This is a genomic window from Phycicoccus flavus (genome assembly GCF_004025965.2).
GTDB classification, from domain to species: Bacteria; Actinomycetota; Actinomycetes; order Actinomycetales; family Dermatophilaceae; genus Phycicoccus; species Phycicoccus flavus.
Genome location: NZ_SAYU02000011.1, coordinates 1 through 12082, shown reverse-complemented (window position 1 = coordinate 12082; position 12082 = coordinate 1). Strand labels below are relative to the sequence as shown.

Genomic DNA, 12082 nt, shown 5'->3' with positions numbered 1-12082 from the left:
CCGTCCTGGGGGTCGTCGTGACCGCAGCGCGGGGTGTGGCGGGCGGTCACGGCCGGTGTCGGCCTTACCGTACCCGCCAGGCCGGGACGTGCGGCAGCAGGTGCGTCGCCCCGCGGGGGCTCAGACCGTGCCGGTGCAGGTCTGCCCGCCGACGACGACCACCGTGTAGGAGATGTTCGTGACCGTCGTGTTGGACCCGTTGTCCTCCCGCGGCACGACGAACGTCACGTTCTGGGCCGTCGCGTTGGCCGTGAAGGAGATGGTGGACGAGGTCTGGGTGCCCCGGGGGTCGGTGACCCGGATGGACGCGGTGTAGGTCTGTCCCACGACGAGGCCGGCGAACCGCAGGACCACGGTCCTGGTCTTGTTGTTGCCGGACCCGGTGTCGGTGACGCTGACCCGCGTCGCGCTCGGGCACGGGACGGTGCTGGCGGCCAGGGCGGGCGCGGCGGCGCCCACGGCGATGACGGGGACGGCCCAGGCGGCGGCCGAGGTCAGGGTGCGGCGGGAGGGGGAGGTCGGCATGGCAGGGGGCCTTCGCAGAGGGAGGACGGACGCGGAGCGACGTCGGTCCGGGGTCGAGAGTGCCCGACGCGGCGGCCGTCGGTCAACCCCCGTCCGCAGGTCAGGGCCCCGGTCGGGGGTGTCGACGCCCCGGACGGGCTCAGGCGAAGGGCTCCTGCCCGGGCCGCAGCAGCCGCAGCCACCGGCCCTCGTAAGGCTCCAGGACGAGCTCGACCGCGCCCCCGTCGCCCACCGGGTGCTCCGCGCCGTCGCCGAGGACGTCGTGCAGCACGAGCCCGTCGGCGTCCTCCAGGCGCAGCGAGACCGCCGCCGTCTCCGGGCCGAGGTTGTGCACCGCGAGCATCCGCCAGTCGTCACAGCACGCGAGGTGCGCGAGCACCGCGGGGGTGTCGTGCTCCAGCACCTGCGGGCTCGACCAGCCGAGCTCGGGCATCTGCCGGTACCGGCGGATCAGGGTGCGCACGAACGACCACAGCGAACCGGGGTCGCGGCGCTGGTCGCGGACGTTGACGTGCTCCGGACCGTAGGGGCCCCGGACGACCGGGCGGGTCAGGCGGCGGCGCGGCGCGGTCGAGAAGCCGCCGTTCTCGCCGGCGTTCCACTGCATCGGGGTGCGGACCGCCAGCCGGCCCGGCACGTCGAGGTTCTCGCCCATCCCGATCTCCTCGCCGTAGAAGAGGGTGGGCGTGCCGGGCAGCGAGAACATCAGCGAGTACACGCAGCGGACGCGCCGCGGGTCCCCGCCGAGCATCGGCGGCAGGCGCCGCCGTAGCCCGCGGTCGTACAGCTGCATGTCCTTCTCGGGCCCGAAGGCGGCGAACACCTCCCGGCGCTCAGCGGGGGTGAGCTTGTCCAGGGTCAGCTCGTCGTGGTTGCGCACGAAGTTGGCCCACTGGCTCGTGACGTCGAGCGCGGGTCGCTCGGTGAGGGCGGCGGCGAGCGGCCCGGCGTCACCGCGGGCCAGGGACAGGTACATGGCCTGCATGCCGTTGAAGTCGAACTGCATGTTGAGGCCGTCGCCGTCCCCGCCGCCGAAGAACTCCTTCTGGCCGGCGTAGGGCAGGTTGACCTCGCCGAGCAGCGCGGCGTTGCCGAGCCGCCGGGTCACGTACTTGCGGACGTCGCCGAGGTAGCGCATGGGGTCGAAGGAGCCCTCGTGGGCGCCGGGGTAGTCGTCGGTCTGGAAGAGGAAGGGCACGGCGTCGATGCGGAAGCCCGAGACGCCCAGCTGCAGCCAGAAGCCCAGGGTGCGGGCGATCTCCTCGCGCACCTGTGGATGGGCGACGTTGAGGTCGGGCTGGGTCTTGTAGAAGTGGTGCAGGTAGTACTCGCCGGTCTTCTCGTCGAGCTCCCAGATGCTGTCCTCCGCGTCGGGGAAGACGACCTCGTCCTTCGTGGAGCGCGGCTCGCGGGTGGACCACACGTACCAGTCGCGGTGGGGGTCCTCGGTGCTGCGCCGGGCCGCGCGGAACCACGGGTGCCGGTCCGAGGTGTGGTTCATGACGAAGTCGACGATGACCCGGATGCCGCACGCGTCGGCGGCGCGCACGAGCTCCACGACGTCGCCGAGCGTGCCGAGCCGCGGGTCGACGCCGAGGAAGTCGGTGATGTCGTAGCCGTCGTCGCGGCCGGCCGTCGGGTAGAGCGGCATGAGCCACAGGACGGTGACGCCGAGGTCGGCGAGGTACTCCAGGCGGTCGGTCAGGCCGCGCAGGTCGCCGCAGCCGTCCCCGTCGGAGTCCTGGAAGGTCTGGACGTCGGCGCAGTACACGACCGCCGACTTCCACCACACGTCACCGACGTCGCTGCTGCGCATGCGCCCACGCAACCGGACCGGCGGCGGTTCGTCAACGGGCGGCGTCGTCCCCGGGCCCGGCCGGTCCGGCGGACGGGCGCCGGCGCGCGGTCCAGGCCGCGACGGCGAGCAGGGCCAGGACGACGATGGCGAGGTAGCCGGCCCAGTACGGCCGGTCCAGGAGGGTGGGGTTGTCCGGGCGGGCGCCGTAGCGGCCGAGGACGGGGACGGCGGCGAGGGTGAGCGGGCCGAGGACGACGAGCAGCCCGACCAGGGGGGTGCGCAGCCGGTCCGGGACCCGGGCCGCCGCCAGCACCCCGAGCCCGACGACCACGGGCGCGATCACGGCGTCGTGGAGGACGACCCCGCCGACGAGCCAGGTCGCGACGGCGAGCAGCTGCTGGGTCCCCGAGCCGAGGAGCAGCACGAGGCCGTAGCCGAGGACGAGGAGCCCGGCGGCGCCGAGCACGACGCGGGTGACGAGGACCCCGCGGCCGGCCGGAGCGGCTCCGACCGGCGTGGCGTCGGGGCCGGCGGTCATGCCCGCACCACCTCGACCTCGGTGAGCCACTTGGTCTGCAGGACCCCGGGCCGGGCGGGCGCGATGAGCCGGCAGGGGTAGCCGTGGTCGGGGTGCAGCGGCTCCCCGCCCAGGGTCAGCGCCAGCAGCGAGTCCTGCTTCGCGACCCAGGCGGCGGGCAGGGTGCTCTCCCGGTAGGCGCCGCGCGGCTGGAGCGAGCGGACGGTGACGTCGTCGTCGGGGGTGCCGCCGACGAGGGCCGCGACGTCGCGCACCGGGACCCCGCCCCAGGTGCCACTGGCGCTCCAGCCCTCGACGCACGCGATGGGCAGCACCGCCTCGTGCTGCGGCATCGCCCGCAGGTCCTCCAGCGACAGCTCGACCGAGCCGGTGGGGCCGCTGACCTGCAGCCGCCACCCCGGGTCCTGGACGAGGTCGGCGACCAGCGCCCCGGCGGCGCTGCGGTTGACCGGCACCCCCTGCGGGCCGTTCCCGGAGCGGACCGCCAGCACGGCGATCCGGCGCAGCGGCGTCTGGGCCGCGGTCGTCGCGACGACGGCGACGGCCGCCGCGACCCAGGTCGCGCGCAGCAGCGTCCGCCGCGACGGCGCGCCCGCCGTGGCCGGCCGGGTCTCGGGCGGGACCCCGAAGGCCTCGCGGATGACCGGCAGCTTGACCGCCACGTGGAGCAGCACCGACCCCGCGGCCACCCACCCGACGGCGAAGTGCGCGGCGATGAAGTCGAACCGCCACGGGTACCACTGCGCGCTGTTGGGCAGGCCGGTGGCGAGCTGGAAGACCGCGGAGGACACGAGCAGCGCGATCGAGCCCTTCTCGAGGACGTGCAGCACGAGCCGCCGCGGCTCCAGCGGTGGGCGTCCGAGCAGCCGCGGGAAGACCGACCACAGCTTGACGAGCAGCAGCGGCACGGCGGCCGTCCCCGCGGCGACGTGCAGCCCCTGCGTCACCTGGTAGAGGCGCGCCGGACCCGTCGCGAGGGGCACGGCCGGCGTCGGGTGTTGGAGGTAGTGGCTGTAGAGACCGGTGAGGAAGCAGACCCCGAAGGCGACCCCGAGCCACGTCCCGACCCGGGCCGCCGTCCGGGGTCCGCGCAGGTCGCTGTCGAAGTCCTCCGGACGCGGGATCCGCGCCTCGATCCGCGCCGCGACCCCGCTCAGCTCGCGCGTCCCCGCCGCCATCAGCCGCGCTCCTCGCGGTGGGCGGGCAGGCCCGCGTGGTCGCGCCAGAGCTGGGCGAAGCGGGTCGTCGGGGCCTCCGCCGCGACGGCGTGGGCGTCCTCGACCTCGTCGACGTCGCGCAGCGCCGGGGCCGCGAGGGAGGGGTGCCCCGCCGCGGCCAGCGCCTTCGCGGTGAGGCTGCCGGTGTCGGGCCGGCTCGTCGGGACGGCGGCCAGGGCGTCGGCCTGGTCCGGGTGGGTCGTCACGAGCACCCACCAGCCGCCGTCGAGCGCGGGGCCGAGCACCGGCCGCCGGCCGTCGTGGGCGAGCGCCGCCACCTCGCGCAGCAGCGCGCCGGTGACCTGCGGGGTGTCCATGCCGACCTGGAGCACCGGCCCGCCGGCCAGCCGGTGCGCCTGGCGGTGGCCGTCGACGAGCCGGGCGGCGAAGTCGGCGCCGCTCTGCGGGACCACGAGCCAGTGCGCGGCAGCTGCGCGGACCTCCTGCTCGCGGGCGGCCTCGGCCAGGTCGCCGGCCAGCGCGAGGACGCGCCGGCCCTCGGGGTAGGCCTCGGCCGCGGCCTCGAGGGTGTCCAGCAGCGCGGCGGCGGCGAGGTCGGCGGCCACCGCGTCCCCGACGACGGCGGCCAGGCGGGTCTTGGCGCGGCCGGCGACCGGCGCCTTGGCCATGACGAGGACGCTGCCCCTCATCGCAGGCCCTCCGTCGCGAGGACCTTCGCGAAGTCGCGCCCGGCGCGGACCGTGCCCGTGACCGACCCCGACACCTTGGAGCGGGTGCCCTCGGCGCGCGGGCGGTAGGTGATGTCGTGCTCGGTGAGGACCCAGCCGGCGCGCTGGGCGCGGACGAGCATCTCGACGGGGTAGCCGAAGCGGCGGTCGCGGACGCCGAGGGCGAGCAGGTCCTCGCGCCGGCACACCCGCATCGGGGCGATGTCGCGCACCGGCAGCCCGGTGCGGTGGCGCAGCCAGGCGAGCACGACGGCGTTCCCGGCCCGGGCGTGCCACGGCCAGACGCCGCGGGCCGAGGGCCGCCGCCGGCCGCAGGCCATGCTCGACCGCCCGGCGCGCACCTCCTCGAGCAGCGGCAGGACCTCGCGGACGTCCATCGAGCCGTCGCCGTCGAGGACGGCGACGTACTCGGCGGACGCGGCCTCGATCCCGGCGTGCACGGCCGCGCCGTAGCCGGGGGTCGGCTCGTGGACGACGGTGGCGCCGAGGCCGCGGGCGACCTCGGCCGTGCCGTCGGTGGACCCGTTGTCGACGACGACGGCCCGCAGCCCGGCCGGCAGGTCGGCGAGCACCCCGGGGAGGGCCGCCGCCTCGTCCCGGCAGGGGAGGACGAGGTCGCAGAGGATGGTCACGGGCTCGACGATAGGGGCAGCCGGCGGAACCGGCGCCGCCAGACGCCCTTACGGACCGGTGACGCGCACCCGCCGCGGGGGTGCGAGTCGCCCGCCCGGTTCTCACGGACCGGTGACGTCCGCCGGGGCGGCGGTGGGGCGGGCGGCTCCGCGCCAGGCATGCTGGGACGCGTGACCTCCTCGACGACGACCCGGCCGGGCGTCGACGCCCCCACGGTCCCGGACCCCGGCGCGGGCCGCCGGGCCTGGGTCGGGCTCGCCGTCGGGGTCGCCGTCGTCGCCGTGTCGATGCTCGTCCCGCCCCTGTTCGACCTCGAGGTGACGGCCGGCGGCGCACCGCCGCTCATCGGCGACTGGGTGCTGCGGGTGGGGCCGAGCAGCGTCGTCGCCCTCCTGCTCGTCGGGCTCGCGGCCCGGCCGGGGTGGCGGACCCGCGTCGCGGTGCTCCCCTGGCGGCGGCTGCTGCTGCTGTCCTGGCTCGTCGCGATGGTCTGGATGTTCTCGCTGGCGCTGGTCGACGGCCCGCGCGGGGTCGGCAAGATCCTCGACCACGGCACGGAGTACCTCGAGAGCGCCCGCAAGATCGACGACGTCGGCGAGATGCTGCGCGTCTACGTCGAGCGCATCCCGCTGGACGCCCCGGACCACTGGCCCGTGCACCTGGCCGGACACCCGCCCGGCGCGGTGCTCATGTTCGTCGGCCTGGACCGGATCGGCCTCGGCGCCTGGCAGGTGGCCGGGCCCATCGTCGTCGCCGTCGCGGCCACCATCCCCGCCGCGGTCGCGGTGACGCTGGACCGGCTCGGCGCGCGGGCGGCCGCCCGGACGGTGCTGCCGGTCCTCGTCCTCGGGCCGTCGGCGGTCTTCCTCGCGGTGTCGGCGGACGCGGTGTTCGCGGCCACGGTGGCGTGGGGCATGGCGGCGCTCGCGGCCGCGGGCGCCGCGACCGGGGCCCGGCGCTGGGGGCTCGCCGTCGTCGCGGGGCTGCTGCTCGGGTGGTGCCTCATGGAGTCCTACGGCCTCGGGCTCGTCGCGCTGCTGGCGCTCGGGGTCCTCGTCGCCGTCGGCGGGCCCGTGCGAGAGCGGGCCGTCCTCGCCGTCGTGACGGCGGGGGTGACGCTCCTCGTCGTCCTCGCCTTCGTACCGTTCGGCTTCGCCTGGTGGGAGGCGTTCCCCGTGCTCCACGACCGGTACTGGGTGCCCGGCGACGTCGCCAGCCGGCGACCCGCCGCCTACTGGGTGGTCGGCAACCTCGGGGACCTCGGGCTCTCGGCCGGGCTGCTGCTCGCGGCCGGGCTCGGCGCGGCCTCGGTCCCCGTGTGGCGGCTGCGGACGGCGGCCGGACGCGCCCGGGCCGCGGCGTGGGAGCGGGCCGTCGCGCCCCTGCTCCTTGGTGGCGTGGCCATGGTGCTCGTCGCCGACGCCTCGCTCATGTCCAAGGCCGAGGTCGAGCGGATCTGGCTGCCGTTCATCCCGTGGCTGCTGCTGTCGGTGCTGTGGCTGCCGCCGCGCTGGCAGCGCTGGGGCCTGGTCGGCCAGGGCGTGCTGGCCCTGCTCGTCCAGCACCTCGTCAGAACCGTCTGGTGACGGCGCCTGCCCCGGCGTCGCCGGGGGCGGGCGTGCTCAGGGGCGCAGGGGGGCGGTGGCGAACGCGGCCAGGCCGTCCTCCGGGGTGACCTGCGCGGTGAAGCCGAGCTCCGCCCCGGCCCGCTCGGGGGAGGCGACGACGTGCCGCACGTCCCCGATCCGGTACTGCCCGGTGACCCGCGGCTCCAGCGCCGAGTCCGCCCCGTGCGCAACGTGCCGCGCGACGTCCGCGATCGCCACCGGCCGCCCGGAGCAGACGTTGTACGCCCGGTGCGTCGCGAGGTCGGCGCCGGCGACCGACCGCAGCGCGGCGACGTTGGCCCGGGCGACGTCGTCGACGTGGACGAAGTCGCGCATCTGCCGGCCGTCCTCGAACACGGTCGGCGGCTCGCCACGCTCCAGCGCCGACCGGAACAGCGCGGCGACCCCGGAGTACGGGGTGTCCCGCGGCATGCCCGGCCCGTAGACGTTGTGGTAGCGCAGCGACACCGCGGCGCCGGGCGACTGCCGCACCCACGCCGACGCGTACCCCTCCTGCGCCACCTTGCTCACGGCGTAGCTGGACCGCGGGTCGAGCGGCGCGTCCTCGTCGACGAGCGCCCAGTCCAGCGGCCCGCCGCACACCGGGCACGGGGTGTCGAAGTCGCCGGCGTCCAACGCGGCCGCGGTCCGCGGGCCCGGGGCCTGCGCGCCGTGGTCCGGACACGTGTAGCGGCCCTCGCCGTAGACGACCATCGACGACGCCTGGACGAACCGGTCGACGCCGCGGGCGTGCATCGCGGACAGCACCGCCGCCGTCCCGAGGTCGTTGTGGCCGGCGTAGAGCGGCAGGTCGTCGGCGCTCGCCCCGGCCCCGACCATGGCCGCGAGGTGCAGCACGGCGTCGGCGCCCTCGAGCAGGTCCGACCAGGCCGCGACGTCACGGACGTCGAGCACGTGGACGCCGGCCGGCGGGTCCTCGCGCGTCGCCCGGCCGTGGGCCTGCGGCAGGAGGAGGTCGAGGGCGACGACCTCGTGCCCGTCGGCGACGAGCTCGCGCCACGTCGCCGTCCCGATGAACCCGGCCGCGCCGGTGAGGAGGACGCGCACGTCGTCAGCGGGGGTGGTCGGCGAGGAAGCGGCCGGCGACCTCGACGAGCCGGTTGTTCGCCTCGGGCTCGGCGACCGTCGCACGCACGCCGTCGGTGAGGTACGGCCGGACGGTGAGGCCCTCGGCGTCGCAGGCCTCGGCGAAGGCGGCGGTGTCCTCCCCGAGGTCGAGCCACACGAAGTTGGCCTGCTGGTCGGGGATCTCCCAGCCCTGCTCGCGCAGCGCGGCGACGGTGCGCTCGCGCTCGGCGACGAGGTCCTTCACGCGCACCACCAGCTCGTCGCCGGCCTCCAGCGAGGACACCGCGGCCACCTGGGCCAGGGTGTTGACGCCGAAGGGCAGGGCGGCCTTGCGCAGCGCCTCGGCCACGGGCTCGTGCGCCACGGCGTAGCCGACCCGCAGCCCGGCGAGCCCGTAGGCCTTGGAGAAGGTCCGCAGGACGACGACGTTCTCGCGGGCGGCGTGCACGGCGAGGGCGTCGGGGGCGTCCGGGGCGTCGACGAACTCGACGTAGGCCTCGTCGAGGACGACGAGGACGTCCTGCGGGACGCGGTCGAGGAACGCCTCGAGCTCGGCGGCGCCGACCGTCGTCCCGGTGGGGTTGTTCGGCGTGCAGACGAGGACCATCCGGGTGCGGTCGGTGACGGCGTCGGCCATCGCGTCCAGGTCGTGGCGGGCCCCGGGCGCCAGCGGCACCATGACCGGCCGGGCGCCGGCGAGCGTGACGAGGATCGGGTAGGCCTCGAAGGAGCGCCAGGCGAAGACGACCTCGTCGCCGTCGTCGCACGTGGCGCGCACGAGCTGGTCGAGGACGCCGACCGACCCGGGCCCGGTCGAGATCCGCTCCGGCGGCACCCCGAGGTGGGCGGCGATGCGCGTCGTCAGGGTCGCCACGGCCATATCGGGGTAGCGGTTCATCCCGGCGGCGGCCTCGCGCACGGCGTCGAGCACGGAGGGCAGCGGCGGGTAGGGGTTCTCGTTGCTGCTGATCTTGTACGCGGTCAGCCCCTCGCGCACCGTCGCCGGGCGGCCGGGGGTGTAGGCGGGGAGGGTGTCGAGCGCGCCGCGCAGCCGCACGGGCGGGGCCGGCACGCCGGCCTCGGCGAGGGGGTCCTCGGTCATGCCGTCACTCTATGGCCGGGCCGGGGCCGGCCCCTCCGGCGGTGGTGCGGCCGGGGCCGGGGCCCGGGCGGCGCGTAGCGTGCCGGGCATGACGCCCAACCCCACCTCGCACCACCTCTCCGACGGCACGACGGCCCCGCTCGTCGGCTTCGGCACCTACCCGCTGTCGGGTGCCGACGGCGTCGAGGCCATGGTGTCCGCCCTCCACGCCGGCTACCGCTACCTCGACACGGCCGTGAACTACGGCAACGAGGAGGAGGTCGGCGAGGCCCTGCGCCGCAGCGACGTCCCCCGTGAGGAGGTGCGGGTCGCGACGAAGATCCCCGGCCGCCACCACGCGCACGACCTCGCCCTGCAGTCGCTGCGGGACTCGGCCGGCCGCCTCGGGCTGGACCGGATCGACGTGGCCCTCATCCACTGGCCCAACCCCAGCCAGGACCTGTACCCCCAGGCCTGGGCGGCCCTGGTCGAGGCCCAGCGCGAGGGGCTGGTGACCACGATCGGGGTCAGCAACTTCACAGAGGCGCACCTCACCCGCATCGTCGAGGAGACCGGGGTGACGCCGGCGCTAAACCAGATCGAGCTGCACCCTCTCTTCCCCCAGGCCGAGATGCGGGCCGTGCACGAGCGGATGGGGATCCTCACCCAGGCCTGGAGCCCGCTCGGCAAGCGGCAGGCCCCGTTCGACGCCGACCCTGTGGCCGCGGCGGCCGCCGCCCACGACGTGACGCCCGGGCAGGTCATCCTGCGCTGGCACGTGCAGGTGGGCTCGATGCCGCTGCCGAAGTCCGGGACGCCGGAGCGGCAGCGGGCCAACCTCGACGTCGAGGGCTTCGCGCTCACCGAGGACGAGGTGCACGCCATCAGCGGGCTCGCCCGTCCGGACGGCCGGCTGTTCGACGGCGACCCGGACGTCCACGAGGAGATGTGACGCGACGCCGACCGCGGTCGTGCCGCCGCCCTCGGCGTGGCCACCCCGACCGCCGCGCCCACCCGTCGCGCACCGCGACCGGCGTCCCGTCCGTGCCAGACTGAGCGCGTGATGAACTTCCTCGTCCGCGTCGCGGTCAACGCCGTCGCCCTCTGGGTGGCCGCGCTCGTCGTGCCGGGCGTCGACCTGGCCGAGGACCAGGCGGCCTGGACCTCCAAGGCCGTGACGATCGTCCTCGTCGCGCTGCTGTTCGGCCTGGTCAACGCCGTCGTCAAGCCGATCGCGACGTTCTTCTCCTTCCCGTTCATCGTCCTCACGCTCGGGCTGTTCACGTTCGTCGTCAACGCGTTCATGCTCCAGATCACCGAGTGGGTCAGCGACGCCATCGGGCTGTCCTTCACCATCGACCACTTCTTCTGGTCGGCTGTGCTCGCGGCGCTCGTCATCACGCTCGTGTCCTGGGCGCTGAACATCGTCCTGCCGGAGGACTGAGCCCGCCGGCCGCGCGGCCCGCCGGCGGACGGTGACGGCGCGGCGCCCCGGCCGCTGGCTACGGTGGACCCCATGCGCGTCCTCGTCTCCGGCGGTGCCGGCTACATCGGCTCCCACACCGTCGTGCAGCTCGTCGCAGCCGGGCACGACGTCGTCGTCGTCGACTCCTTCACGAACGCCAAGCCGACCGTCGTCGGGCGCGTCGAGGCCATCACCGGACAGCCGCTCGACGTGCGCTCCTTCGACCTCACCGACCAGGACAAGACCGAGCACCTCTTCGCCCACGAGCGGTTCGACGCCGTCATCCACTTCGCCGGCCTCAAGGCGGTCGGGGAGAGCACGGAGAAGCCGCTGGAGTACTACGAGAACAACCTCGGGTCGACGTTCTCGCTCGTGCGCGCCATGCGCCGACACGGGGTGCGCACGCTGGTGTTCTCGTCCTCGGCGACGGTCTACGGCGCCGACGCGCCGGTGCCGATGCACGAGGACCTGCCGACCTCGGCGACCAACCCCTACGGCTGGACCAAGGTCATGCAGGAGCAGGTGCTGCGCGACGTCGCCGCCGCCGACCCCACGTGGCGCGTCGCGCTGCTGCGGTACTTCAACCCGGTCGGGGCACACGCGTCGGGGACCATCGGCGAGGACCCCTCGGACGTGCCGAACAACCTCATGCCCTACCTCGCCCAGGTCGCCGTGGGGCGGCGGGAGCGGCTCTACGTCTTCGGCGACGACTACCCGACGGTCGACGGCACGGGCGTGCGCGACTACATCCACGTCGAGGACCTCGCCGCCGGGCACGTCGCCGCCCTGGAGCGGCTGCGCTCCACCGAGCAGCCGGTGTCGACGTGGAACCTCGGCACCGGGCACGGCACCTCGGTGCTGGAGCTGCTCCAGGCCTTCGAGCGGGCCTGCGGCCACACGCTGCCCTACGAGGTCGTCGCCCGGCGTCCGGGTGACGTCGCGGCGTCGTACGCGGACGCGTCGCGAGCGCAGGCCGACCTCGGCTGGCGGGCCGAGCGCACCGTCGACGACATGTGCGCCGACAGCTGGCGCTGGCAGTCGCGCAACCCCGACGGCTACCCCGACGCCTGACCCTCGGCGACGCTGGTCGCCGGCCCGGCCCTGCGCGGGTCGCGGGCAGGCGCGCGGACGCGTCGCCGCGTCAGTCGCCGCCGGCCCAGGACGGCGGCGGGGGCGGAGGCGGCGGCGAGGGGTCCTCGCCATCGCCCGTGTCGGCGGGGTCCGGCCGGTCCCTCGGGTCGGTGCCGGGAGGGGGCTTGGCCGGGACGTCACGGGCGGGCATGACCGGCGCCGTCGACGGGCCCGACGGCGGGGCGGGCGGAGCCGCGGTGTCCGGCGCGGCCGGCACGACCGGCTCCGCCGGCGGTGGCTCGGCCGGCGGTGGCTCGGCCGGTGCGGCCGGCGACGGGTCCGCGGCCGCACCCGGCGGCGGGGGTGGCG

12 protein-coding genes are annotated in these 12082 nt (G+C 75.8%); 4 read left to right on the top strand and 8 right to left on the bottom strand.

What is annotated here, in order from left to right; all coding sequences use genetic code 11:
• Positions 1-120: 120 nt before the first annotated feature.
• The 6 genes from EPD83_RS05105 to EPD83_RS05080 all read right to left on the bottom strand — a co-directional run bounded on the left by EPD83_RS05105 (position 121) and on the right by EPD83_RS05080 (position 5399).
• The gene (locus EPD83_RS05105) at positions 121-525 is read right to left on the bottom strand and encodes a hypothetical protein (RefSeq protein WP_128366539.1); all 405 of its coding nucleotides are present in this window, start codon (positions 523-525) and stop codon (positions 121-123) included.
• A gap of 139 nt (positions 526-664) precedes the next feature.
• Positions 665-2341, bottom strand: a complete 1677-nt coding sequence (locus tag EPD83_RS05100) for an alpha-amylase family protein (protein WP_128366540.1) — start codon at positions 2339-2341, stop codon at positions 665-667.
• Positions 2342-2372: 31 nt separating this feature from the next.
• Positions 2373-2861, bottom strand: a complete 489-nt coding sequence (locus EPD83_RS05095) for a hypothetical protein (RefSeq protein ID WP_128366541.1) — start codon at positions 2859-2861, stop codon at positions 2373-2375.
• Positions 2858-4039: a molybdopterin-dependent oxidoreductase gene (locus EPD83_RS05090; RefSeq protein WP_128366542.1), complete on the bottom strand. Its 1182-nt coding sequence runs from the start codon at positions 4037-4039 to the stop codon at positions 2858-2860. The genes EPD83_RS05095 and EPD83_RS05090 overlap by 4 nt, the downstream gene beginning before the upstream one ends.
• Entirely contained in the window at positions 4039-4728 is a 690-nt protein-coding gene (locus EPD83_RS05085; RefSeq protein WP_128366543.1) for a TIGR04282 family arsenosugar biosynthesis glycosyltransferase, read from the bottom strand. The genes EPD83_RS05090 and EPD83_RS05085 overlap by 1 nt, the downstream gene beginning before the upstream one ends.
• Entirely contained in the window at positions 4725-5399 is a 675-nt protein-coding gene (locus EPD83_RS05080; protein WP_128366544.1) for a glycosyltransferase family 2 protein, read from the bottom strand. Before EPD83_RS05080 ends, EPD83_RS05085 begins: the two co-directional genes overlap by 4 nt.
• 171 nt (positions 5400-5570) lie before the next feature.
• Between EPD83_RS05080 and EPD83_RS05075 the strand changes: the two genes are divergently transcribed.
• Entirely contained in the window at positions 5571-6986 is a 1416-nt protein-coding gene (locus EPD83_RS05075) for a hypothetical protein (protein WP_165566289.1), read from the top strand.
• Positions 6987-7022: 36 nt separating this feature from the next.
• Here the strand turns inward: EPD83_RS05075 and EPD83_RS05070 are convergent, their stop codons facing one another.
• Both EPD83_RS05070 and hisC read right to left on the bottom strand, forming a co-directional pair.
• Positions 7023-8075, bottom strand: a complete 1053-nt coding sequence (locus tag EPD83_RS05070; protein ID WP_128367278.1) for an NAD-dependent epimerase/dehydratase family protein — start codon at positions 8073-8075, stop codon at positions 7023-7025.
• A 4-nt stretch (positions 8076-8079) separates the two neighbouring features.
• The gene (gene hisC / locus EPD83_RS05065; protein WP_128367279.1) at positions 8080-9198 is read right to left on the bottom strand and encodes a histidinol-phosphate transaminase; all 1119 of its coding nucleotides are present in this window, start codon (positions 9196-9198) and stop codon (positions 8080-8082) included.
• An 88-nt stretch (positions 9199-9286) separates the two neighbouring features.
• On the opposite strand from hisC, the gene EPD83_RS05060 reads away from it, so the two are divergent.
• The 3 genes from EPD83_RS05060 to galE all read left to right on the top strand — a co-directional run bounded on the left by EPD83_RS05060 (position 9287) and on the right by galE (position 11713).
• A complete protein-coding gene (locus tag EPD83_RS05060; protein WP_128367280.1) occupies positions 9287-10129 on the top strand; it encodes an aldo/keto reductase in 843 nt (280 codons plus the stop codon).
• 111 nt (positions 10130-10240) lie between these two features.
• Positions 10241-10621: a phage holin family protein gene (locus tag EPD83_RS05055; protein ID WP_235950352.1), complete on the top strand. Its 381-nt coding sequence runs from the start codon at positions 10241-10243 to the stop codon at positions 10619-10621.
• A gap of 72 nt (positions 10622-10693) precedes the next feature.
• Positions 10694-11713, top strand: coding sequence for a UDP-glucose 4-epimerase GalE (gene galE / locus EPD83_RS05050; RefSeq protein ID WP_128367787.1), 1020 nt, complete (start codon positions 10694-10696; stop codon positions 11711-11713).
• The last annotated feature ends 369 nt before the right edge of the window (positions 11714-12082 follow it).

Excerpts from the sequence above, each read along its gene's own strand:
- EPD83_RS05105 (WP_128366539.1), bottom strand. The coding sequence starts at position 525 with ATGCCGACCTCCCCCTCCCGCCGCACCCTGACCTCGGCCGCCGCCTGG.
- EPD83_RS05100 (WP_128366540.1), bottom strand. The coding sequence starts at position 2,341 with ATGCGCAGCAGCGACGTCGGTGACGTGTGGTGGAAGTCGGCGGTCGTG.
- EPD83_RS05095 (WP_128366541.1), bottom strand. The coding sequence starts at position 2,861 with ATGACCGCCGGCCCCGACGCCACGCCGGTCGGAGCCGCTCCGGCCGGC.
- EPD83_RS05090 (WP_128366542.1), bottom strand. The coding sequence starts at position 4,039 with ATGGCGGCGGGGACGCGCGAGCTGAGCGGGGTCGCGGCGCGGATCGAG.
- EPD83_RS05085 (WP_128366543.1), bottom strand. The coding sequence starts at position 4,728 with ATGAGGGGCAGCGTCCTCGTCATGGCCAAGGCGCCGGTCGCCGGCCGC.
- hisC (WP_128367279.1), bottom strand. The coding sequence starts at position 9,198 with ATGACCGAGGACCCCCTCGCCGAGGCCGGCGTGCCGGCCCCGCCCGTG.
- EPD83_RS05060 (WP_128367280.1), top strand. The coding sequence starts at position 9,287 with ATGACGCCCAACCCCACCTCGCACCACCTCTCCGACGGCACGACGGCC.
- EPD83_RS05055 (WP_235950352.1), top strand. The coding sequence starts at position 10,241 with ATGAACTTCCTCGTCCGCGTCGCGGTCAACGCCGTCGCCCTCTGGGTG.
- galE (WP_128367787.1), top strand. The coding sequence starts at position 10,694 with ATGCGCGTCCTCGTCTCCGGCGGTGCCGGCTACATCGGCTCCCACACC.